The sequence below is a fragment of the Bradyrhizobium sp. th-b2 genome (genome assembly GCF_000426785.1).
Taxonomy (GTDB): domain Bacteria; phylum Pseudomonadota; class Alphaproteobacteria; order Rhizobiales; family Xanthobacteraceae; genus Bradyrhizobium; species Bradyrhizobium septentrionale.
Genome location: NZ_AUGA01000020.1, coordinates 131,121 through 152,708 on the forward strand (window position 1 = coordinate 131,121; position 21,588 = coordinate 152,708).

General features: G+C 65.1%; 18 protein-coding genes and 2 pseudogenes. 6 read left to right on the forward strand and 14 right to left on the reverse strand.

What is annotated here, in order from left to right; genetic code table 11:
• Positions 1-370: 370 nt before the first annotated feature.
• The 3 genes from K359_RS0124045 to K359_RS0124055 are packed head-to-tail and all read right to left on the reverse strand — an operon-like array spanning position 371 to position 2,410.
• Positions 371-979 (reverse strand): hypothetical protein, encoded by a 609-nt coding sequence (locus K359_RS0124045; protein WP_029081629.1) that lies wholly within the window; start codon positions 977-979, stop codon positions 371-373.
• The gene (locus tag K359_RS0124050; RefSeq protein WP_029081630.1) at positions 972-1,646 is read right to left on the reverse strand and encodes a hypothetical protein; all 675 of its coding nucleotides are present in this window, start codon (positions 1,644-1,646) and stop codon (positions 972-974) included. The genes K359_RS0124045 and K359_RS0124050 overlap by 8 nt, the downstream gene beginning before the upstream one ends.
• Positions 1,643-2,410 (reverse strand): MotA/TolQ/ExbB proton channel family protein, encoded by a 768-nt coding sequence (locus K359_RS0124055; RefSeq protein WP_029081631.1) that lies wholly within the window; start codon positions 2,408-2,410, stop codon positions 1,643-1,645. The genes K359_RS0124050 and K359_RS0124055 overlap by 4 nt, the downstream gene beginning before the upstream one ends.
• Positions 2,411-2,695: 285 nt before the next feature.
• On the opposite strand from K359_RS0124055, the gene K359_RS0124060 reads away from it, so the two are divergent.
• From K359_RS0124060 to K359_RS0124075, 4 genes are all read left to right on the forward strand, one after another.
• Positions 2,696-4,069 (forward strand): sensor histidine kinase, encoded by a 1,374-nt coding sequence (locus tag K359_RS0124060; RefSeq protein ID WP_029081632.1) that lies wholly within the window; start codon positions 2,696-2,698, stop codon positions 4,067-4,069.
• 1 nt (position 4,070) lies between these two features.
• Positions 4,071-4,739 (forward strand): response regulator transcription factor, encoded by a 669-nt coding sequence (locus K359_RS0124065; RefSeq protein ID WP_051346334.1) that lies wholly within the window; start codon positions 4,071-4,073, stop codon positions 4,737-4,739.
• A gap of 221 nt (positions 4,740-4,960) precedes the next feature.
• Positions 4,961-6,268 (forward strand): adenylosuccinate lyase, encoded by a 1,308-nt coding sequence (purB, locus tag K359_RS0124070; protein ID WP_029081634.1) that lies wholly within the window; start codon positions 4,961-4,963, stop codon positions 6,266-6,268.
• 178 nt (positions 6,269-6,446) lie between these two features.
• Positions 6,447-7,619 carry a M20 aminoacylase family protein gene (locus K359_RS0124075; RefSeq protein WP_029081635.1) on the forward strand — a complete coding sequence of 391 codons (1,173 nt, stop codon included), beginning with the start codon at positions 6,447-6,449 and terminating at the stop codon, positions 7,617-7,619.
• Between the two features lie 16 nt (positions 7,620-7,635).
• Here the strand turns inward: K359_RS0124075 and K359_RS0124080 are convergent, their stop codons facing one another.
• From K359_RS0124080 to K359_RS0124090, 3 genes are all read right to left on the reverse strand, one after another.
• The gene (locus K359_RS0124080; RefSeq protein WP_051346336.1) at positions 7,636-10,044 is read right to left on the reverse strand and encodes a DUF2235 domain-containing protein; all 2,409 of its coding nucleotides are present in this window, start codon (positions 10,042-10,044) and stop codon (positions 7,636-7,638) included.
• 156 nt (positions 10,045-10,200) lie between these two features.
• A complete protein-coding gene (locus K359_RS52785) occupies positions 10,201-11,187 on the reverse strand; it encodes an agmatine/peptidylarginine deiminase (protein ID WP_051346339.1) in 987 nt (328 codons plus the stop codon).
• 133 nt (positions 11,188-11,320) lie between these two features.
• Complete coding sequence (locus K359_RS0124090; RefSeq protein ID WP_029081637.1) at positions 11,321-11,884, reverse strand: cytochrome b; 564 nt, start codon at positions 11,882-11,884, stop codon at positions 11,321-11,323.
• A gap of 184 nt (positions 11,885-12,068) precedes the next feature.
• Between K359_RS0124090 and murI the strand changes: the two genes are divergently transcribed.
• Both murI and K359_RS0124100 read left to right on the forward strand, forming a co-directional pair.
• Positions 12,069-12,866, forward strand: coding sequence for a glutamate racemase (gene murI, locus K359_RS0124095; protein WP_029081638.1), 798 nt, complete (start codon positions 12,069-12,071; stop codon positions 12,864-12,866).
• Between the two features lie 60 nt (positions 12,867-12,926).
• Positions 12,927-13,703: an HpcH/HpaI aldolase/citrate lyase family protein gene (locus K359_RS0124100; protein WP_029081639.1), complete on the forward strand. Its 777-nt coding sequence runs from the start codon at positions 12,927-12,929 to the stop codon at positions 13,701-13,703.
• A gap of 7 nt (positions 13,704-13,710) precedes the next feature.
• On the opposite strand, the gene K359_RS64550 is transcribed toward K359_RS0124100, so the two are convergent.
• From K359_RS64550 to K359_RS0124140, 8 genes and pseudogenes are all read right to left on the reverse strand, one after another.
• A complete protein-coding gene (locus tag K359_RS64550) occupies positions 13,711-14,013 on the reverse strand; it encodes a hypothetical protein (RefSeq protein WP_029081640.1) in 303 nt (100 codons plus the stop codon).
• Positions 14,014-14,146: 133 nt separating this feature from the next.
• Positions 14,147-14,713 (reverse strand): annotated as a pseudogene (locus K359_RS64555) (ABC transporter substrate-binding protein); the annotation flags it as partial.
• A gap of 1 nt (position 14,714) precedes the next feature.
• Entirely contained in the window at positions 14,715-16,817 is a 2,103-nt protein-coding gene (locus tag K359_RS0124115; protein WP_029081642.1) for an adenylate/guanylate cyclase domain-containing protein, read from the reverse strand.
• A 21-nt stretch (positions 16,818-16,838) separates the two neighbouring features.
• Complete coding sequence (locus tag K359_RS0124120) at positions 16,839-17,867, reverse strand: transporter (RefSeq protein ID WP_029081643.1); 1,029 nt, start codon at positions 17,865-17,867, stop codon at positions 16,839-16,841.
• A gap of 49 nt (positions 17,868-17,916) precedes the next feature.
• Positions 17,917-18,904, reverse strand: a pseudogene (locus tag K359_RS52795) (DUF1254 domain-containing protein).
• A gap of 53 nt (positions 18,905-18,957) precedes the next feature.
• Positions 18,958-20,385: a DUF1254 domain-containing protein gene (locus K359_RS0124130; protein WP_029081644.1), complete on the reverse strand. Its 1,428-nt coding sequence runs from the start codon at positions 20,383-20,385 to the stop codon at positions 18,958-18,960.
• Positions 20,386-20,398: 13 nt separating this feature from the next.
• Positions 20,399-21,340 (reverse strand): HlyD family secretion protein, encoded by a 942-nt coding sequence (locus K359_RS0124135; RefSeq protein ID WP_029081645.1) that lies wholly within the window; start codon positions 21,338-21,340, stop codon positions 20,399-20,401.
• Positions 21,340-21,582 carry a DUF3302 domain-containing protein gene (locus K359_RS0124140; protein WP_029081646.1) on the reverse strand — a complete coding sequence of 81 codons (243 nt, stop codon included), beginning with the start codon at positions 21,580-21,582 and terminating at the stop codon, positions 21,340-21,342. Before K359_RS0124140 ends, K359_RS0124135 begins: the two co-directional genes overlap by 1 nt.
• Between the last annotated feature and the right edge of the window lie 6 nt (positions 21,583-21,588).

Genomic DNA, 21,588 nt, shown 5'->3' on the forward strand with positions numbered 1-21,588 from the left:
CGGCCAAACGCCGGAACAACCACTGGGCGCCCTCCTCCCTTGGGCTGTTGAGTATATACACCATCCCGCTGACAGATTTCAATATCTGTCAGACAGTATCCTGAGGATGACAGCTATGCGCAGGACGCGCCCGCTGCGGGACATGCTGGTCGGACCTGGGGGCGGACTTGGGGCAGGAATCGAAAGGGGCCGCTTCACGCAGCGGCCCCTTTGCCGGGAAAAATGGCTTCGGGATAAAATCTAGCCCCGGTTATCCACAGACTACACGGTTCAGGGAATTGAGGAATTCCGGATGATTACTGTCCACCCCGCTGACTGATTATTGGCGATCCCTATTTTTGTGCCACTCCTCCGAATGGTGCGCGTCCGCCTATTGCTGCTCGTCCTTGGCCGGCATCCGGGGCGGCGGCAGTGGCGTAAAGACCGCCCCCTGCGCGCCCGCCGGCGGCGGCACGAAGGTCCCCGTCGTGGAATCGCCGCCCGTGGTCTCCAGGATCGTCTTCGGCGTGATGTACTCCCTGACGAGGTCCATGATGGTGCCGTCGCCGCCGCCGAAATCGGCCGCCCGTCCGCCCTGCGGATGACCAGCCTTGATCTCGTTCTCGGCGGTGTGGGTCTGCTCGGCCAATGCGTCGCTGTAGGGAATGCGGAAGGCGCGCGGCACCGCGCTCGGCCGGTTGTCCTCGTCGAGCTCCTCGACCCAGAGATAGATCGAGCCCGGGTCGCCCTCCAGCGAATGCGGCTCCACGATCCGCGAATACAGCAGCTTGAAGTTTGCCGGCAATCTTTCGGCAGACGCCCAGCCGAGCAGGCCGCGCATGCCGCCGAAGCTGACGAAATAGAACGCGCTGGTCACGACGATGACGAACGCCTTCAGCGACCAGTGCAGCCGCGCATAGACCAGCACGATCAAGAGCAGCGCGCCGATCACCGCATAGGCGACCGCAAGCGTGAGGATGATTGACTGCAGGCTATTCACGGCCGATCACCCTGACGCCGGTTTTCGGATCGACATCGGCGCCGTTGCGCCAGCTGCTGCGGAAGGTCTCGAGCAACGATTTCGGCCGCCGGTCGACGTTGATCACCTTGCCTTCGGCATCGAGACGAAACCGCACCGCGGTCTTCTCGTCGCCGGTGTGATCGACGGTCAGCTTGTCGTCGAAGATCACCTGCGCGGTCGGATTGAGCTTCTGCACCTTGACATTGGCCTGCACCGGCTCGCCGGTCGTCGCCACGAAATGCGAGATGTTGACGGTGTATTCGCCGGCGACGATGCCGCGCAGCGTGACGATCTCCTCGCGGATCGGCGAGGCGATCTTCTTGCCGTTGACGATGATGAAATCGTTGGCGCCGCCGCGATCGTCGCGGTCGAGCGTCAGGAAACCGGCCTCGCGATGCCGGTACCAGGCGATGTTGCCGGCCGGGTCCTGTACGAACAGGTCGAGATCGTCAGGATGATTGTCCGGCCAGTCCATCGTGATGATGAACTCGGCCTTGGATTCGATCTTGCCTTCCTTGGAGTCCGGCGACACTGCGAGCAGCGCCAGGAAGAACAGGAAGGCGATCACCTGCAGCGCCTTGAACAGCATGACGCCGAGCGGATCGAACGGCTCCTCACGCGGATAGAGGCCGAACTCATCCATCATGTCGGCGTTCCAAGGCGACGCTCCATGGCCGGGGTGACGTGCGTCTCGGTCAGCACGACGGCATCGGAAAACACCCGCTGGGTCGCGGAATCGAGCATGTAGTACTGGATCCGGACCAGGATCGATCCGATCAGCCCGGCCAGCGTCGTGTACATCGCGACCGCCATGCCGTCGCTCATCAGGCCCATCGAGGATTTCATCGCGACCTTGTCGGCAGCATCGAGCGAGGCGATCGGCGCCAGCATGATGATGAAGCCGATGATGGTGCCGAGCAGGCCGAGCTTCATCAGCGTGTCGGAGACAAAGGCGCCGAAGCCGTTGGAACCGCGCAGGCGGTCGGCCAGCGTCCGCAGCAGCAGGGTCTGGTCGATGCGGCCTTTGGCTTGGGCCTCGGCCTTCTGCACCAGGCTTTTGATGTGATCGGTGACGAGGCCACCGGGCAGGCCGCGCGCGTCTGACACAAGCGCCCTGGCGCCGTCGGGCGCCGCGAGGATCGCGCGGCAGCCGCGCGCCACCTCGCCTTCCCGCGCGATCGCCCGTGTCCGCCAGAAGCAATGGATGCAGGTGAGGATGTAGAGCACGGCGATGACGCTGGAAATGTAGGTGCGGTCGGACGACACCATCAGGCGGATCAGCCCGTAGCGCCACAGCAGGAAGGCGGCGAACACCGAAAGGCCGGTGAAGATCATCCAGAGCAGCAGGACGCTGCGCTCCGCGGCGTCCGTGCCGGCCGACGCGGCCGCAGCTTCGACCTTGGCATCCATGCTGCGCTCGCTCCCTGTGGCGACTGTTCCATGAGGCTCTGCGGCGGCCTCATTTGCCGTTAGAGCAGAGCCGGCCGGTGCCGTCCAAAGACATCTGCCCAAGTTTCGTCGGGCAAATTTCCCGACCTGCATAGCTTCGCATGCTTGCGATTGGCGGGGAATACCGGTGCTGTTAGCATCACTCTCTCGTTTGAGCATGACCTCCGCGCAAACGCGTTCCGCGTTTGTCGCGAGGGAAACCGGCTCACGCTTTTCCGGATCATGTTCCGGCCGTGGAGTGATCGCATGCGCCTCGTGCTTCAACTGGTCGCCCGCCTGCTCGTCATCGTCGCGCTGTGCCTCGGCGCCGCGACCGTCTGGGCCACGATCGACGCCTATCGCAGCGTCGATCGCGCCACCGTGGCGTCCGCCGAGCGGGTCTCGCAGGCGCTCGAAGCGCTGTATTGGCGCGAATTGCTGCTGCGCAGCAACCGGATGCGCGAACAATTGCTGCCGGCGCCGGACTGGCGCACCATCGAAACCATGGGCCTGATCGCGCCCGGGATCTGCGTGCAATTCGAACCGGCCGGCGCCTTCGAGAAGCCGCTCTGCGGCCAGAGCAAGGGGATCGGCAAGGCGCCGCCGCGCTGGTTCGCAGCCACGGTGCAGACGGTGCTCGGCGATCACGCCACCATCGAGCGGCCGATCAGCGCCCGCACCGCGACCGCGGGAACCGTCCGCGCGACCTCCGATCCGGACGCCGCCACCGCCCTCGCCTGGCAGCACATCCTCGACAACATCCATGTCGCGCTCTTGATGGCGCTCGCCATCGCGCTGCTCGCCTCGCTTGCGATCGCGCACACGCTGGCGCCCGCCCACGCGATCGTGTCAGCGCTGCGGCGCATGGCGGATGGCGAGTACCGCACCCCGCTGCCGCGCGTCCGCTCGATGGATCTCGCGATGATCGGACGCGCCGTCGGCGATCTCGGCGACCGCCTCGCAGAGGCCGAGGAGGAACGCACGGTGCTGACGCGGCGGCTGCTCGAAATCCGCAACGACGAACGCCGCACGCTGGCGCGCGAGCTGCACGACGAGTTCGGCCAGAACCTCACCGCGATCCTGGCCTTCGCCAACACGATCGAGGCAAGCGCCGGGGACAAGTACGCCGCCGGCACCGAAATTGCGCAGGACGCGCGGATGATCTCGCAGGCGACGCGGCGCATCATGGCCTGCCTGCGCGACACGCTGAACCGGTTGCGCCATCCGCCGGCCGAGGAGCTTGGGCTGGAGGCAAGCCTGGTCGATCTGGTTGACAGCTGGCGGTCGCGCGCCGCGACGCAGCCGCTGATCCAGCTCGACATGCAGGGCGACCTTGGCGATATCAGCAGCACGGTCGCGGCCACCGCCTATCGGGTCGCGCAGGAATGCCTGACCAATGCGCTGCGCCACAGCGACGCGCGCGAGATCGTGTTGCGGATCGAGCGGCGGACCGGAACCGAGAATGCGCTGCTGGTGCGGGTCGAGGACGATGGCGGCGGCGATGCCGCCAAGGTGGCGCAGTCGGCGGGCTTCGGCCTCACCGGCGTCAGCGAGCGCGTCGCAGCGCTCGGCGGTTCGCTGTCGATCGCGCGCGCCAGCCGCGGCCTCTCCGTCGCCGCCACAATCCCGCTTGCCGCCTGAGATGACGACCACGAAGACGATAGAAGCGAAGACTAGGGGCATCTCGATCCTCTTGGTCGACGATCACCCTGTCGTCCGCCAGGGCTACCGGCGCGTGCTCGAGCATCAGGACGATTTCCGCGTGGTCGCCGAGGCCGACAACGCCGCCAATGCCTACCGAGAGTTCAAGTCGCACACGCCCGACGTCGTGGTGATGGACATCTCGATGCCGGGCGCCAGCGGGCTGGAAGCGATCCGCAACATCCGCGCCCGCGACGCTGATGCCCGCATCCTCGTCTTCAGCATGCACAGCGAGGCGGCGCAGGTGAAGGCGGCATTCGGCGCCGGCGCCAGCGGCTTCGTCACCAAGGGCAGCGAGCCGGCCGAGCTGATCGCGGCGATCCGCTCGGTGGCGCGCGGCGAGCACGCCATGAGCGACGACGTCGCGCGGGTGCTGGCGCTGGAAAGCCTGGTGCCGACCAGATCCGCGCTCGACCAGCTCGGCGAGCGGGAGATCGAGATCCTCCGGCAGCTCGCGGCCGGCAACACCAAGGAGCAGATCGCGGCCAACCTCAACCTCAGCACCAAGACCGTGCAGAACTACCACTACCTGATCAAGGCCAAGACCGGCCTGCGGACCGACGCCCAGCTGGTCCGCCTCGCCGTCGAGTGCGGCCTGGCGAACCTGTAGCGGGCCGCTCCCTCGCCAGATTCGCTGCGTATCTCCCGCTTGCAGAGGGAGGGAAGGCAGGTCCGTCGCGGCAACCACTTCGCCGGCAGCCGTTTCGGCCCGGTTTTCCCCTCCAAAGGCCCGAACGGGTGGCCTCCTGGGGCCCGATTTGCTAAAGCACGGCGTAAAAAACAATTCGGCCGGGAGCAGCCTTTGCCCCCCGCCCCGCTTCGGAGTTTTCGATGATCCCCCGCTATACCCGCCCGGAAATGGCCTCCATCTGGGAGCCGCAGACGCGTTTCAAGATCTGGTTCGAGATCGAGGCGCATGCCGCGGACGCCCTGGCCGAGCTCGGCGTGATCCCCCGGGAGGCCGCCAGGACGATCTGGGCCAAGGGCAAGGACGCCACCTTTGACGTCGCGCGGATCGACGAGATCGAGCGTGAGACCAAGCACGACGTCATCGCCTTCCTGACCCATCTCGCCGAGATCGTCGGTCCCGAGGCCCGCTTCGTGCACCAGGGCATGACCTCCTCCGACGTGCTCGACACCTGCCTCAACGTCCAGCTCAAGCGCGCCGCCGACCTCTTGATCGCCGATCTCGACCGCGTACTGGCGGCGCTGAAGACCCGCGCCTTCGAGCACAAGATGACGCCGACCATCGGCCGCTCCCACGGCATCCATGCCGAGCCGGTCACCTTCGGCCTCAAGCTCGCCTATGCCCATGCCGAGTTCGCACGCGCCCGCGCCCGCCTGGTCGCCGCGCGCGACGAGATCTCGACCTGCGCAATTTCGGGCGCGGTCGGCACCTTCGCCCAGATCGATCCGCGGGTCGAACAGCACGTTGCGAAGGCGATGGGCCTGCGGCCGGAGCCGGTCTCGACGCAAGTCATCCCGCGCGACCGCCACGCGATGTATTTTGCCACCCTCGGCGTGATCGCCGCCTCGGTCGAGCGGCTCGCGGTGGAGGTGCGCCATCTGCAGCGCACCGAGGTGCTGGAAGCGGAGGAATTCTTCTCCGAGGGCCAGAAGGGCTCCTCGGCGATGCCGCACAAGCGCAACCCGGTGCTGTCGGAAAACCTCTCCGGCCTGTCGCGCATGGTGCGCGCCTATGTGACGCCGGCGCTGGAGAACGTCGCGCTGTGGCACGAGCGCGATATCTCGCATTCCTCGGCCGAGCGCATGATGGGACCCGATGCCACCGTCACGCTCGACTTCGCGCTGGTCCGTCTTGCCGGCCTGATCGAGAAGCTCCTGGTCTATCCGCAGAACATGCAGAAGAACCTCGACCGGCTCGGCGGCCTCGTGCATTCGCAGCGCGTGCTGATCGCGCTGACCCAGAAGGGCGCCAGCCGCGAGGACGCCTACAAATTCGTGCAGCGCAACGCGATGCCGGTGTGGCGCGGCGAAGGCGATTTCCAGACGCTGCTGAAGCAAGACCCCGACGTGAAGAAATACATGACCGATGCCGAGATCGAGGAGAAGTTCGACCTCGGCTATCACCTCAAGCATGTCGACACGATCTTCAGGCGGGTGTTCGGCGAGAGCTGAAGACCTTCTCCGTCATTCCGGGGCACGCGCACCGCGCGTGAAATCTCGCGCCCCAATCTCGAGATTCCGGGTTCGATGCTGCGCATCGCCCCGGAATGACAGCCGCTTTTGCGTGACAAAGCGGCGGGTTACGCTACGCTGACCCCGCCCTACGAATGACAAGAAACGGACGGTCCCCATGCCCATCGTCAACCGCGTTGCCGCCCTCTCGGATGAAATGGCCGCCTGGCGCCATGACTTCCACGAGAACCCTGAACTGCTTTACGAGGTCCACCGCACCGCCGGCATCGTCGCCGACAGACTGCGCGAGTTCGGCTGCGACGAGGTGGTGACGGGGATCGGGCGCACCGGCGTGGTCGGCGTGATCCGCGGCCGCAAGTCCAATTCGGGCAAGACCATCGGGCTGCGCGCCGACATGGACGCGCTGCCGATCGCGGAGGCCTCGGGCGTCGCCTACGCCTCGAAGATTCCCGGCAAGATGCACGCCTGCGGCCATGACGGCCACACCGCGATGCTGCTGGGCGCCGCAAAATATCTCACCGAGACGCGCAATTTCGACGGCACCGCGGTCGTGATCTTCCAGCCCGCCGAGGAAGGCGGCGCCGGCGGCAAGGCAATGGTCGACGACGGGCTGATGACCCGCTGGGGCATCCAGGAGGTCTATGGCCTGCACAACATGCCCGGCCTGCCCGAGGGTTATTTCGCGACCACGCCGGGCCCGATGCTGGCCTCGTCGGACACGCTGAAAATCGTCGTGCACGGCAAGGGCGGCCACGCCGGCGCCGCGCCGCACGAGGCGGTCGACAGCGTGCTGATCGGCGCCCAGATCATCAATGCGCTGCAGTCGATCGTGTCGCGCAATGTCGATCCGCTGAAATCCGCGGTCATCTCGATCACGATGTTCGAAGCCGGCACCGCATTCAACGTGATCCCGGAGACCGTGACGCTGGGCGGCACCGTGCGCACGCTCGATCCGGGAGTGCGCGATCTGGTCGAGCGCCGGATCGGCGAGGTCGCCTCCAGCATCGCCCGCGCCTATGGCGGATCGGCCGAGACCGACTATGGGCGCATGTATCCGGTGACGCTGAACCATGCGCGCGAGGCCGGCGTCGCCGCCGAGGTCGCCCGCGACGTGGTCGGCGCCGACCGCGTCAACGACAATCTGGTGCCGGTGATGGGCGCCGAGGATTTTGCCTTCATGCTGGAGGCGCGCCCCGGCGCGTTCATGTTCCTCGGCATGGGCGATGGCCCGATGTGCCACCACCCGGCCTACAAGTTCAACGACAACATTCTCGGCCACGGCGCGTCCTACTGGGTCCGGCTGGTCGAGAAGCAGATGCCGGCGGGATGAGGTCGCCCGCCGATCGTTACTCGCGCGACTTGATCTGGAGATGCTCGATCGTCACCGACGCGCTGCCGCCGTTGTTGGCGTAGAACGTGCCGTAGACCGACGGCAAGCCCCAAACCGCGTCGTTGACGAAGATGAAAACCTCGCCATCGCTGCGCGGCCTGAACCTGGCCTCGTAGAGCGAGCTCCGCCCGGGATCGACCGGCTTGATATCGAGGACATGCTCCTCTCCGCCCTTGGCCCCGATCCGGATCACCGGAGCGAACCAGCTTGCAAAGACGACCCGGCGGAACGGCAGCCCGAAATACATCGGCCAGGACATCTTGCTGAAGCCGAAGCCGCGAGGATCGGTCGCGATCGTCTGGTCGCTCCAGCCCTCCTTCACGTCGATCGTGATGCGGTAATCCTCGTCCCGCACCACCGCGACCTTCGTCGGCATGCAGATCTCGCTGGTCGCAAAGTTGACCTGGCCGGAGCCCGCCCCGGCGCCTCCGCTGCCGACGCAAAATGCTCCAAAGGAATCGGCCACGCGGAACGCGGTCTGGCTGGCCAATGCCAGCAAGATCAGCAGGATCAGGGCGGCGAACAGCGACGGCAGGCCCTGGTGTTTGGACCAATAGAAGAAGATCCTGTAGGCTGGCTGGGTGCGTATCGCGTAAGCGACCGTATCGAAAGCGCCGGGAGTCACGGAGCGCGACATCCAGATCATCCGCATGACGTCGCGAATTCTTGTTTGCAGCCAACCGCTGACGAATAGCAGAACCGCCACAGTGACCCCGCCCAGTACGAGAAAGCCTGGTGCGGCGTTGTAGGCTGTCAGCCACGGAGCGACCATCGACGGCAAAAACGCGCCTGCAAGCGCAATCAGCGGCCGCAGCAGAACCAGCGGCGTATCCGCGCCGAGCGTCGGATGATCGAGCAACGGCACGGCCGCCAGGGCCACGGATGCGAACACTGTCAGGAAATAGACGATGCGCCGCAGCCAAACCATATTCCAGACCGTGTGGGTCTGCAGCTGATGACGCGGCGGCTCCGGATCGCCCGGATCATTCGCTGCGAAGAGATCACCCGCCTTGTCAGTGACCTGATAGGCGGCGGGCAGCATGATCGGCACGTAGCCGTCGGTCCCGACGCTGAATGGCGGCGCGGGAGTCGGCTTTGCGGTCGCCTCGATCCGTTGAAACACGGCTTTGTGGATGATGGGGTCCGGCTGCCACAGATAGGGCGTGCCCGGCTCCAGATCCTTCATGACCGCCTTCTGTTCGACGCGGCGCTCCGGATCACGGTTGATCAATTCACCGAGCATGTACTCGATATCGCCGCTGAACGACGGCTTGTACGGCAAGGCGGTGCTGAGTTCGTGCACGTTGCGCGGCTTGTAGCGATAATAGCCGGCGAGCCCGTGGCGTGAATCGTTCAGCTTGTCGAAACGGTCGGCCATCGATCGCACAAGCTCGAGCTGAGGCGGATTGTACAGCAGCCCGAACGGCGCGGCGCGGTCCAACATCCAGCTGAGCGTGAAATACGACAGGCCATCTTGCGGATACCCGCCGCCGATATCGGCGTGAACGCCGACGAACCAGACCTGGCTGAGCCGGCGATTGTCGATCGGCGTCAACCTGCCGCGCCATTCGTCCGTAACGTCCGCGCTCCACCCCTGCTGCATGTCACGCAGCTTTTGGGTGTCGAAATTGCGCACATAACGCTCGTCCCAAAGCACAGGCCTGAATGCGTCTCGCTCATCCTCGAGCGCAAGCGCGTGACAGGCGCGGTGGATCTTCGAGCTCATGAAGCGATCGGGCATCGACAGTGGCCAGTACCAATAGTCGATCGCACTGACGATCTCCTCGATCGGCCCGCCATATGCATCGACCGTGTCCCACAGACCCAGGAAGTGGATTTGCGGGACACCGACCTGATCATCTTTTTCGTATTGCGGAATGCCCCGCAGATGACGATAGATCCTGATGCAGCCGTCGCGCAGGTTGCGCAGCGGCGTGACCAGCCCCTTCGTGATGCTGAACCGCCTCCGGTAACCCCGGTAGGCGTCGGTCGCGTAACGCGCGAGCGCAATCTCGTCGCCATGATACGGGACAAGACCTTCATTCGCGATCAGGCCTGCGACAACGCGCATGGTGAAGGCGCCCCGGCTGAAGCCGAAGCCGTAGATGCGGTCACCCGGCACATAGTTGCGGCAGCAGAAGCTGTAGATATCGATGACGTTCCGCTTCAACCCGAAGCCGAAAATGCCGCCCAGGATCGCGAACAGCTTGAACGAGGATGTCCCGATGCCGTTGTCGTAATAGGCAATCTGCCGCTGCGCGTCCGACAGGTCGAGCGTCTGGAACATTCGCCAGACATTGGTCTTCAGGACTTTGGCGGAGCTGTTTCCCGTTCCGTCGGAAAGGAGGACAATATTCTTTGGCATGGATGCCTTGCCTGAAAAACTGGAAAAGCAGCATGCTTGCCTGAAATTGCTTTTCAGGCAAGGTACAATCACAGAGAGCAGATAGGGAAATCCGCTGGAAAATCTCTCCAGCGTGGCAAACCAGGCGATCGCCGAGCAAGACTGCGGCGTCTCTCGTCAGCGCGGCTGCTGTTGCGTTGTGCAGTGAATTCCGCCGCCGCCGGCGGCGATGCCGTCGATGTTGAGCTGGATGATCTCCCGGTCCGGAAACAGCGCGCGCAACGTGTCGCGCGCGTTGCGGTCCGCGGTCGCGTCACCGAATTCGGGAGCGATCACGGCGCCGTTGCAAACGTAGAAATTGATGTATCCGGCGGCGAAGTCCTTGTTGACCTTTGGCCGCACGGTCGACGGCCCCTGCAGCACCACGACCTCCAGGCGCCGGCCGTTCGCATCAACAGCGCCGCGCAGGAGTTCGAGGTGCCGCCTCGTCACCGCATGGTCAAACGACGACGGGTCGATCTCCAGTCCGGCCACGACAACGCCGGGACTGGCAAAACGTGCGTAGAAATCGGTATGCCCGTCGGTGATGTCCTTGCCGGCAATGCCGGGCAGCCAGATGATCTTCTCCAGCCCCAGCAGGCGAGACAATTCGGCCTCGCATTCGTCCCGGGATACACCCGGATTGCGATTTGGATTGAGGACGCAGCTCTCGGTGATGATGGCCGTCCCCTCGCCGTCGACTTCGATCCCGCCGCCTTCCAGCACCAGGCCGGCCTTGATGAACACAGCCTTTGCGGCCCGGGCCACGTTCGCGGCGACCTCGGCATCGAGCGCATGGCGTTGCTTGTTGCCCCAGCCGTTGAAGTTGAAACCGACGGCGCCGAGTTGGCCCGACGGATCCCTGACAAAAGCCGGCCCGGTATCGCGCATCCACACGTCATCGATCGCTTGAACGACGAGGCTGACCGAGGGGCCGCACAGCCGCGCGGCGATCTCCTGGTCCTCCTCGCGCACCAGCATGTTGACGCGTTCATAGGCCGCGATCGCCTTGGCAATGCCAGCGAGATTTTCCCGCGCGACCGGCAGCAGCTTGCCGCCCCAGATCGCGGCGCTGGCGCCAAAAGCCATCCAGGTCGCGGCATGCGGAGCGCCCTCGTCCGGCATCCGCCAGTTCGCATGATCCCGCGCCAATTGATCCACGAGCGTTCAGGCCGCGATGGCCATCCCTGTTTATCACAAGGTAGCGCAGTTAGCCCCGCACGCGTGGCCAATTTGGGACGCCCGGAGCCGCGGGGCTCTAGCGAGCGCCGTCCGCCTCACCCGCCCCCACCATCCGCGCCACGACGCGGTCGCGCCTGACGAAATGATGGAAAGCGACCGCCGCGAGGTGCAGCACGATCAGTGCGAGCAGCACATAGGCAAAGAAGATGTGGCGATCCTCATAGGCATCCGCCGCCGCCTTGTCGGGCGAGGTGATCTGGGGCACGTGAAACAGGCCGAAGAAATCAGAATAATTCTGCGCGCGGGCGCCGGAATGCGCCCAACCCAGCATCGCCACCAGGATGGTGACGGCATAGAGCGCGCCGTGACTGACGCGGGCGGCGATCCGCTGCCAGGAGGGCGTGTCGGCCGGCAGCGACGGCGACGGGTTGACGCCGCGCCAGACCAGCCTGAGCACCGTCAGCAGCAGCACCAGATAGCCGATGTCGGCATGGATCGACCGGTAGAAGAACTTGTCCGCCCGCGCCGGGATGTGGTTCATCCACCAGCCATAGGCCAGCATGCCGATGATGGTGATGCCCAGCACCCAGTGGAACGCGCGGGCAAGCGAGCCCCAGCTCGCTGTGGTATTGCGGATCATGGTGGATTGGTCCCCAGGCGGCCCCGTTTGGATTTCGCACGTCGCAGCAATAGCTTGCCGTGATACTTGCAGGTATCTGCCAAAGCCATATGAAATTCCCGCCCTTCACCGCCTTTTGTCGGCCCAACTCGCCGGATAGCCAAAAACAACTGAATGGTAACCCCGGTTCGGATAGAATTTCCGCGTGTCCAATCCCCCCACCATCCTTGTCTTCGATTCCGGCCTCGGCGGCCTCACCGTGCTGCGCGAGGTCGTCCGCGCCCGGCCCGACGCACATTACGTCTATGTCGCCGACGACGCGTTCTTCCCCTATGGCCACCACAGCGAGGACGAGATCGTCGCCCGCGTGGTGCCGCTGGTCGGCGAGCTGATCGAGGCCCATGCGCCCGATCTGGTCGTGATCGCCTGCAACACCGCGTCGACGCTGGTCATGTCGCATCTGCGCGATGCTTATCCCCTGCCCTTCGTCGGCACGGTGCCGGCGATCAAGCCGGCCTGCGCCTCGTCGAAAACCAGGCGCGTCTCGGTGCTCGGCACCAGGGGCACCGTGAAGCGGGAATATACCCGCAAGCTGATCTCGGACTTCGCGCAGGGCTGCGAGGTGACGCTGGTCGGCTCCGGCGAGCTCGCCTCGTTGGCGGAGGCTGCGCTGAGCGGCGAGAGGGTGCGCGACGAGGACATCGCGGCCGAGCTTGCGCCCTGCTTCGTCGGCGATGGAGGTAATGACCCCGCCCGCACCGACACTGTCGTGCTCGCCTGCACGCATTACCCGCTGCTGCTGGAGCGGCTGACCAGGCTCGCGCCCTGGCCCGTCGACTGGATCGATCCGGCGCCGGCGATCGCCCGCCGCGTCGCCGACCTGCTCGGCCCGGCCGGCTCGGAGAGCGACGAAGCCGGTGCCGAGATGATCTTCACCTCAAAGCGCCCGCACAGGCTGACAGAGGCGCTGACGCCATTCTTCGGCGGCCGCGTCCCGGCCTGATCCTTTTCGCGGTCACCATGTGCTGCTAGCTTCCCCTCGCCTCATCGAGGGAGCACTGCATTGACCTCAGCACCGCTGCCGCCGCTCAACCGCCTGCGCAGGGCGTGGCGCGACAAGCGCCCGACCTTCGGCGCGATCGCGACCATACCGAGCATCCAGACCGTACAGATCATGGCGCAGTCGCTGGACTGGATCATCGTCGATCTCGAGCACGGTCCGATCGATCTCGGCACCGCCCATGCGATGATCGTCGCCACCTCGGGCACACCCTGCGTGCCGATGGTGCGGATCGCCGCCAATGAGCCCTATCTCGCCAAGGCGCCGATGGACATCGGCGCGCTCGGCATCAATTTCCCGATGATCTGCAACCGCGGCGACGCCGACAAAGCCGTGCGCAGCGTGCGCTATCCGCCGAACGGCGACCGGCTCTGGGGGCCGTTCCATGCGCCGTTCCGCTGGGGCGTCTCGATGATCGACTACATGGCGACCGCCGACGACGACATGATCTGCATGATCACGATCGAGCATGTCGAGGCCGTCAACCGCATCGACGAGATCATGGCGACGCCGGGCGTCGACCTCGCGGTGATCGGCCCCGGTGATCTCGCCACCTCGATCAACAAGCGCGGCCAGATTGACGATCCCGAGGTGCAGGAGTTGATCAAACGCGCCGAGGCGGGCATCATGAAGAGCGGCGTGCCGATCGGCGGCGTCGCGCGCACCGCCGAGCAGGCCAATGCGATGATCGACCGCGGCTACCTCGCGCTCGCGCTCGGCTTTGACTGGTCGCTGTTCCAGCGCGGCATCGCCGCCGCGTTCGCCGGGATCAAGCGGTAAGAAAACGCTAGACTGTCGCGAGGTAAAGGCTCGGATCGAAATATTGCGTGGCCGGCGTTGCAGGCGCGATCGAGACCTCGGTCAGGAAGAAGTCGCTGACCTGCTGCAGCCATCGGGCCACGGAGCCGTCGGCATAGAGCCGTTTCCACTCCCGCGACGAGAACATCTTCTGCGCGGCCAGCGCCTCCTCGATATCGGCGATCGTGGCCTGCGGATAATGCTTCTTCTGCAACGCGCCGGCCACCGCCTTGCCGTTGCGCAGCATGTGGTCGTTGGCGTCGGCCCAGCCGCGGATGATCCGGGCGAACACGTCGCGGTTGGCGGCAAAATAATCCTGGCGGGCGACCCAGCCGCCGACGACGGCGGATTGCGGATAGTAGGCGGATGCGTCGACCAGCTTGACGGCGCCGGGCGCCTTTATTGAACGGAACCCACAGCGCGACGGCGGGCACTTCGCCTGCGATGAACGCGTTCACCGCCGCGGACATGCTGCTGTTTGCGATTTCGACGTCGGCCGGCGCGAGGCCGTTGGCGCGCAGCGCGCGATCGAGGAAAATGTGGGCGGTGGTCATCCTGGTAGTCGCAATGCGCTTGCCGCGCAGGTCGGCGAATGTCGTGACGCCCTTGTCCGGCCGCACCCAGAGCTGAGCGGTCGCGATCTCGATATCGTTGACAAGGAACGCGGTGTAACCGCCGCGCGGCAGCAGGCTCGAGATGACGCCGCCGGCCGAGAGCACGTCGAGCTTGCCGGCAGCCATCGCCTCTACCACCTCGAAACCGGTGTTGAACTCGACCAGATCGAAATCGATCCCTTCCCGGTCGAACGAGCCGCGGTCGAGCCCGGTGAGGATCTGGCCGTCGACGGCGACGACGTGGAGATAGCCGAGCCGCAGCCGGGCTCGCTCGCGCGCGATCGCAGGCGTCCCGAGCGCCGCGGCACCGAGCGCTGATCCGATGAGAAAGAGCCGTCGACTGGTCCTGCGAGACAATAGCCTGGCCCCGACCCGCATCTCAGTGCACCGGATGATCGAGCAGCGGTTGCGGGAAGATCCCACGCAGCCGTTCGGCGTGGTATTGCGCGACGCCGTCCCCGGGATATTCGGCCAGGAAGTCGGCAATGTGCAGCAGCGCGGTGGCGGGCTCGGCGCCGCGGATCGCAGCGTAGACGGCCTCCCAGCACGCGCAGAACGTCAGCTCGGAATCGCCGCGCGCGCCGCGGAGCTCGTAGACGGTGATCGCCTCGGCAAAGCCCTTCGGCCGGATCTGGTCGACGCTGCGGAACGCGAATTTGTGTTCGGCACGCGCCCGCACCGCGGCGCTGACCAGCACCTGCGTGCCATAATTCTTGTTGAGGCCTTCAAGCCGCGAGGCGAGATTGATGGTGGCGCCGAGCGCGGTGTAGTTCATGCGGTCGGCGGAGCCGACATTGCCGACCACGGCGTCGCCGAGATGCAGGCCGAACCGTGTGGTGTAGGCCGGCCAGCCCTCGCTGCGGAACGCCCGGTTGAGCTCGGCGTTGCGCTGCAGGCAGTCCAGCACGGCCTCGCAGGCGTGAATGACGTGATCTGGATCCTGGTCGGGCGCGTTCCACAGTGCCATCACGGCGTCGCCGATAAATTTGTCGATGGTGCCATGGTGTTTCATGATCGCCTCCGACATCGCGGCGAAATAGCGCGAGGTGAAGATCATGACCTGCGACGGATCGGCTTTCTCCGTCTTCGCGGTGAAGTCGGCGACGTCGGTGAACAGCACCGTGACCTCGCGCCTGACGCCGCCGAGCTGCAGCGAGGCGCCGGACGCCATCAGCTGGCGCACGATCGGCTGCGGAATGAAGCTGGAGAAATTTCGCACGACGGTGCGCATCGTGAACACCGAACGGCCGAGCTCGTCGAGCTCGCCGATCGCCGATCGCATCCGCGGCCGGTCGGCGAGCTGAAAGCGCTGGATCTCGTCGGTCTGCCGCGCCAGCTCGCGCAGCGAGCGGGCGAGCAGCGAGCCGAGCCAGAATGCGAACGGCAGCATCGCGGCCACAAAGCCGAGCGCGATGGCGAACAGCGCGCGTCGCTCCGAGATGATCTGGGCAAAGAATTCATCGAGCGGGGCGACCACCGCAAGGCGGATGTTGGCCGTCCCGGCGGTCTCGATGCGGTGGAAGGCCGCCACCAAAGTCCGCCCGTCGGCGTCGGTGAAGAACTGCTGCGCGCGTCCGTCGCTGCGCCAGGACTGGATCGCCGCGGACAGGCCGGGAAGCTTGAGGGCGTCGATCCGCGGCAGCGCGTCGCGGCGTTCGGCCATCAGATCGCGCATCTCGGGATGGCCTACGATCCGGTCGGCGTCGTTGAACAGAAAGGCCAGCCCGGATTTGCCGAGCTTTTGCCGGCTCAGCATCTCCTCGAGCCGGTTGAGCAGGAGGTCGGCGGCCACCACGCCGCGGCGGCCCTCCTTGAGCGGAATGCGCAGCGTGTAGCCGGGCTCGCCGGTCGCATAGAACACATACGGCCCGGTGAGCAGCGTCTTGCGATCCTTGAAGGCCTCGACATACCAGGGCCGCTGCCGCGGGTCATAGCTGTCCGGCCCCGCCACCTCGCCGACCTGGATCAGGTTCTCCGACAGGAACAGCGTCACCGGCGCGGCCGCAGCAGCACCGGTGCGGGCGATCACCACGACGCGATAGACCGCGTCGGCGTCGACATTCAGCGCCGCGCGGAATTGCGGTTTGGCGCGGTCGATGACGTCCATCTCCAGGAACGAGCCGTCTTCGTAGCCGACATAGAGATTGAAGATCTGCGGATTGTTGCGCAGCATCGAGGCCAGCAGGGCGTAGAGCCGGCTGTTGTCGGCGATGTCGGCCTCCTGGATCGCCGGCAGCCCGGCCAGGATATCGAGATTGTCGCGCACATTCTTGAACTGCGCGTCGATGCGGTCGGCGCCGAGCTGCCCCACCTTGTCGATGAAGGTGCTCGCGGCCATCTGCGTGATCGACGAGACCCGCCTGAAGCTGAGATAGACCAGCGTCAAGCCGACGACCAGCACGGCGGCGATGAACACCGCGATGATCGAGGTACGGAAACCGATCCGAACCGGCCTCCGGCTGGTCGCACGCACGTCACTCATCGGGCTTGTTGTCCGCCTCCCCTAGTACTTCCGAACGATCGGCTTCGCCGGCGCGGTTTCGGGTGGCGCTGGCGAGATCGCGAAGGTGACCCATGTGCTCCAGCCGCTCGGCCGGTTCTCCGTCGCGAGATCCTTGTAGCCCTTGAGGTTCAAGTAGCCTTGGTAGCCTTCGGACAGGTTCGGAAACAGGAATCCAACTTGCGGGCCGATGCCGACCGTCATGCCTCTGAAGCCTCCGAGGACCGCGCCTGGACCACTGTCGTCGGTCAGCTGCTGGAAGTAGTAGCCGACAGCGCCGATCTGGAACGTCTTGGTGAGGAATTTCGAGGCCGCCCAATCGATATGGAAGTCGATGCCGTTCTGGTACTGCAGATCCCGGTTAGAGGCGCTGTAGGTCAGGCCGGCGACGACGGCGAACTCGTTGCCGGCCTTGGGGTCGAAATAGGTGTAGCCGGCGCCGGCATCGATGGCGGCGAAGCCGAGACTCAGGTTGGCAAGGCGATTCGCATCGTAGGTGCCGCTCGGGATGTTGCCGGTGACGTAGACCATCTCGTTGTGGACGCCCTGGTTCCATTTGAGCGTCCCCTGATAAAACACGTCGGCGAAGGTGGTGCGGTTGTCGGTCCGGACGCCCGAGACGGTGTTGCCGAGCGGGCCCGTCAGCGTGGCGCCGACGCCGACGCCGACGTTGCCCGGCGCGCCGAGGATCGTGAGCGCCGCCTGGCCACCGAGCACCGGCAACGCCGAGGTGTAGGTGATGCCCTGGACCAGGGCGTCGGCATGATCGGTGAGGCCGACGGCCACCGCGCCACGGCCGCCGCCGGGAAGCACGAAGTTGGCCCCTCGGCCGCCGCTCGACTGCAGATGCAGGTAGATCGTGGCATAGGACCATCCCGGCACCGCTGGCGCGGCGGCAAGACTTCCGAATGCGCCGGGAAGCCAGAAGCTCAATCCACCGGCATCGGCCAACGCTGTGCGCGGCATCGTCGCCAGCGCCAGTGTGCCAACAATGCCGAGTACGGCGCACCCGTGATGTTTGACCATCGTCATCCCGACCTCCCCACTTCGTTCACCACAGCGTAGCGGATTCGCGTGCGCCTCAGCTCACCGCCTTCGCCTCCGGGAATTTCCACTTCCCATTCAGGATCTCCGGGTGCGGCCGGTAGAGCCGGACCGTGTAGTTCCATCCCTTCATGATCGGCAGGCAGTTCGGCAGCTTGCCGTCGCAGCCGCCGAACTGAATCGCGATCGAACCATCAGCGGATTTCTTCGCCGTGATGTTGTTCAGCGTATACGCATCGTAGGGATTCTTCTCGAAGTATCCTTTCGCGTTGTAGACGCTGATCGACCAGAACGCGTCGACGGGAACGTCCCTGACGGTCAGCTTGTAGACCGTGGTGCCGTCGTTCCTGGCCGGCGTGATGCTGAGATAGGACGCGTCCTTGTCGGGGTTGCCGCCCCAGCCGGCAGCGGTTGCGATCAAGTGCCTGACAGGGTCGACCTGCCCCTTGGGTCCGAACGCGTGCGCAAAGCCGCCCGTATAGTCGTTCAACGCCAGAAGCGCATCGCGGATGCCCTTCTGGCTGGCCTGGTCCCAGCTCGGCAGTTCGAGCTTGCCGGGTGCCTTCTGGTCGACCTTGATGGCATCCTGCAGCGCATGCACTTGCGCGAGGTCCTTCGGATCGTTCGGATCGACCAGCGTACGAATCCCGGCCACCACGTAGCGCGTGCCGACATTCTCGCGCGTCAATTTGCGTTTTCCGGCGCCGTAATACACCGCGGGCACGTAGTGATCCTCGTTGCAGCGACATGAAGCGTTTGCCGGGATCCGGCATCGTGACCGTCACCGGACCTGCGTCGAGGTCGAACACGCCAGATGTATAGAGCGTGTCGCGATTGAGCCGGATGACGGACTGCTTGTCGATGCTGGCCGGCTCGCGGCGGTGGCTGAGCTTGCCAAGGCCGGCGTCCTTGACGAGGTTGTTCATGTAGAGATCGGACTCGGCACGGGCGAAATTATCAACTGTCACCGGGACCGGCGCTTGTGCGAATGCAGACGAAACCGCAAGGCAGGAACCGGCAACCATCGTAAGCAAGAAACTGACCTTCATGGGAATGCTCCGTTGCTGATTCTGACGCGTCATCGCGTTGACCCGCCAACCGTGGCGGCGAGACGCTCGACGTCAGGCAGTTTCCAGCTGTGATCAAACAGCGCTTTCGTTGGCGCATAGGCACGGAACATCAGCTCGAACTTGCGCGCCGGATCGGTCGGCACCCAGTTGGCCTCCTTGCCCACCGGCGCGGCCGGGGCGAAATAGACATCGACCGAACCGTCGGCGTTCCTCTGCATGTCGGCGATCTGGGACGAGCGGCTGGCGCGTGACATATTCTTGATCAGCGCGTGGGTCTGCCGATCGTACGCGGTGACGGACCAGTATTGCTCGACCGGCGCATTGGGCGGCACCGTCAGGCGGTAGGTCCCGCCCCCCTCGAACGCCCGCCCATCCTTATCCCTGATCGAGATCAGGTAGAACTGGCCGGCCCCAAGCCGCTTGATCCCTATGTAGGCATAGCTGTAGGCCATACCGCGACTATCGATCGGATATACGTCTGGATCGGCGTAACCTTCTTGAGCCGCCTTGACGATGTCGGCCGGAGCCGGGAGTGTCCAGCGGCTCGTCTCGGAGAAGAACGGCGGGAGTCCGGCGTCGTACTTCGCCTCGAGCAGAGCACCAGCTTCGCGCGCAGCCGACGTCAGCAAGGCCCTGGTAGCGTCGCTTGGACTGAACGGCTTGCCCTTTTCGATGCCGACCGTCTTGAGCGGATCGATCATCGCCCGGTCGCGCTGCAGCCACGGCTCGTTCTGCACGATCCGATCGAGATGCTCGAAGAAGCTCGCGTCATAGCGGATCGTCGAGTCGTAACCAATGTCCTTGACGTCGGTGAACACGGTCGGCGGAGGGTTGTCCGCCTGCGCCAACGGATAGATCTTCAGCTGCTTGCCGTATGCGATCGACCTGACGACGTCGTCGGCGCCATGGCTCCGAAGGTTCGAGCGCAGCAACATGTAACCACCGAACGTGTCGGATTGCAGCGCGATGTAGCCGTCGGGCGCCTTGCCCGTGTATCCCGGCGGCAGGATCAGATATTTTCCACCTTTGCCCTTGTCCGCACCAAGCAGCCCGGCGTCTTCCAGCGGCATTTGCCAGACTGTGACGATATTGCCGTTGAACGAGCCATTGGCATCACCCGATGGCAGATCGAGCACGACCGGACCATCCTTGGTGTTGAAGAACACCATGAAATAGAGGGCATCGGGATTGGGCGTCAGTGTCTGATTGTGCCAATCCAGCGGTCGCCCCCAATAGATGGCTTGTCCGACCTTCCCGGCAGTCTTGCTTAGCATCTCCTGAAGCATGAGATCGTAGTTCACTGCAGGCATCGCCCAGATCACAGCTTCAACTGCGCGGCGGTGAACATTGCGTGCAGCGATATCGTCGCCCGTTTGGGCTTGCGCGGCCACGATCGAGAGCATGAGCGCAACTCCTGCCGTGAGCAAACGTCTCATGATGATCTCCCTCTCAAAACGGATTGACGTAGTTGACGATCGCGACCTGGCGCAGGATCACGCGGCGCACGACGTGGGTCGGCTTCAAATGGTCGGTGTAGATTGCGGCCGTGCCGGCCGATCCGGCCGGCAAGCGGTTGGCGAACGCGGCATCGTCGAGCTTGACGCGCACTACGAAGGGAACGGCCTCGATTGCTTTCGGCGTAACGGCGGTGCCCGAGGTCTGGACCTGACCGGTCGCCACCGCCTGCAGCACGCTCTCGACCTTCCCCGCGTAAATCTGCCCGGGCGCGAACTTGAAGGTCGCCTCGACCTCCTGCCCCGGCGCGACGTAGCGCGCGTCGATCTGGTTGATCTCGACGCCGATGATCGTGTCCGAGGTGTCGATGAACGCCATCACGGGCGACAGCGGCAGGTTCGCCACCCGCGCGCCCTTGCGCAGCGCGAGGTTGGTGACGTAGCCGTCGGCCGGCGCGCGGACCACCGTCTTGTCGCTGTTCCACTGCGCGGCCTCGAGCTGGCCGCCGAGCTGGTCGACCTCGGACTGGCGCTGCTCGACATCGAAGCCACGCCCGGCGTCGCGCTCGTAGAGCGTCGTCATCTGGGCGAGCCGCGTCCTGGATAGCTTGAGCTGCGCCTCGATCGCCTTGACCTGTGCGTCGTACGGCGTCGGATCGATCTTGAAGAGAATGTCGCCCGCCTTCAGCGGTGTGTTGGCGACGACGGGCACCTCGGTCACCTCACCCGCGACGTTGGGCACGATCGACACCGCGTTGCGCACGACCAGAACCGAACCCTGCGGCGCGCCCCAGCCCATCGGCACCAGCAGGCCGAACAGCAGGAGCACCAGCACGATGAAGGGCGACGCCTTCCAGAACAGGTTGAAGCGCACGATCCTGAAGTGCACCAGCAGGAACAGCAGCACCAGATAGGTGTTGAAGATCGCGACACCCATCACGCGTCTCCCGCCCGGCGCGGCGCCGGCACGTCGACATAGGCCCAGACGAAAGCCACCGGCCACAGTGCAAAGCCGCAGGTCAAGGTGATCCAGCCGGCGACGGTCACGGCCTGCGCATAAGGGTGATTGCGGGATTTCGCGATATGCCCGGGCAGCCAGCCCGCGATGCAGAACACGCCGATCGCACTCGCGACAAGGATAAGCAGCACGATCCAGGCGAAGATGTCGTAGCCGCTCATGGTTCG

What these genes read in the sequence shown, in the direction of transcription:
- K359_RS0124090 (WP_029081637.1), bottom strand. Translation starts at nt 11,884, where the DNA reads ATGATCCGCAATACCACAGCGAGCTGGGGCTCGCTTGCCCGCGCGTTC.
- K359_RS0124050 (WP_029081630.1), bottom strand. Translation starts at nt 1,646, where the DNA reads ATGATGGATGAGTTCGGCCTCTATCCGCGTGAGGAGCCGTTCGATCCG.
- K359_RS0124135 (WP_029081645.1), bottom strand. Translation starts at nt 21,340, where the DNA reads ATGGGTGTCGCGATCTTCAACACCTATCTGGTGCTGCTGTTCCTGCTG.
- K359_RS0124065 (WP_051346334.1), top strand. Translation starts at nt 4,071, where the DNA reads ATGACGACCACGAAGACGATAGAAGCGAAGACTAGGGGCATCTCGATC.
- K359_RS0124080 (WP_051346336.1), bottom strand. Translation starts at nt 10,044, where the DNA reads ATGCCAAAGAATATTGTCCTCCTTTCCGACGGAACGGGAAACAGCTCC.
- K359_RS0124060 (WP_029081632.1), top strand. Translation starts at nt 2,696, where the DNA reads ATGCGCCTCGTGCTTCAACTGGTCGCCCGCCTGCTCGTCATCGTCGCG.
- K359_RS0124120 (WP_029081643.1), bottom strand. Translation starts at nt 17,867, where the DNA reads ATGACGATGGTCAAACATCACGGGTGCGCCGTACTCGGCATTGTTGGC.
- K359_RS0124130 (WP_029081644.1), bottom strand. Translation starts at nt 20,385, where the DNA reads ATGAGACGTTTGCTCACGGCAGGAGTTGCGCTCATGCTCTCGATCGTG.
- K359_RS0124140 (WP_029081646.1), bottom strand. Translation starts at nt 21,582, where the DNA reads ATGAGCGGCTACGACATCTTCGCCTGGATCGTGCTGCTTATCCTTGTC.
- purB (WP_029081634.1), top strand. Translation starts at nt 4,961, where the DNA reads ATGATCCCCCGCTATACCCGCCCGGAAATGGCCTCCATCTGGGAGCCG.
- K359_RS0124055 (WP_029081631.1), bottom strand. Translation starts at nt 2,410, where the DNA reads ATGGATGCCAAGGTCGAAGCTGCGGCCGCGTCGGCCGGCACGGACGCC.
- K359_RS52785 (WP_051346339.1), bottom strand. Translation starts at nt 11,187, where the DNA reads ATGCCGGACGAGGGCGCTCCGCATGCCGCGACCTGGATGGCTTTTGGC.
- K359_RS0124075 (WP_029081635.1), top strand. Translation starts at nt 6,447, where the DNA reads ATGCCCATCGTCAACCGCGTTGCCGCCCTCTCGGATGAAATGGCCGCC.
- K359_RS0124115 (WP_029081642.1), bottom strand. Translation starts at nt 16,817, where the DNA reads ATGAGTGACGTGCGTGCGACCAGCCGGAGGCCGGTTCGGATCGGTTTC.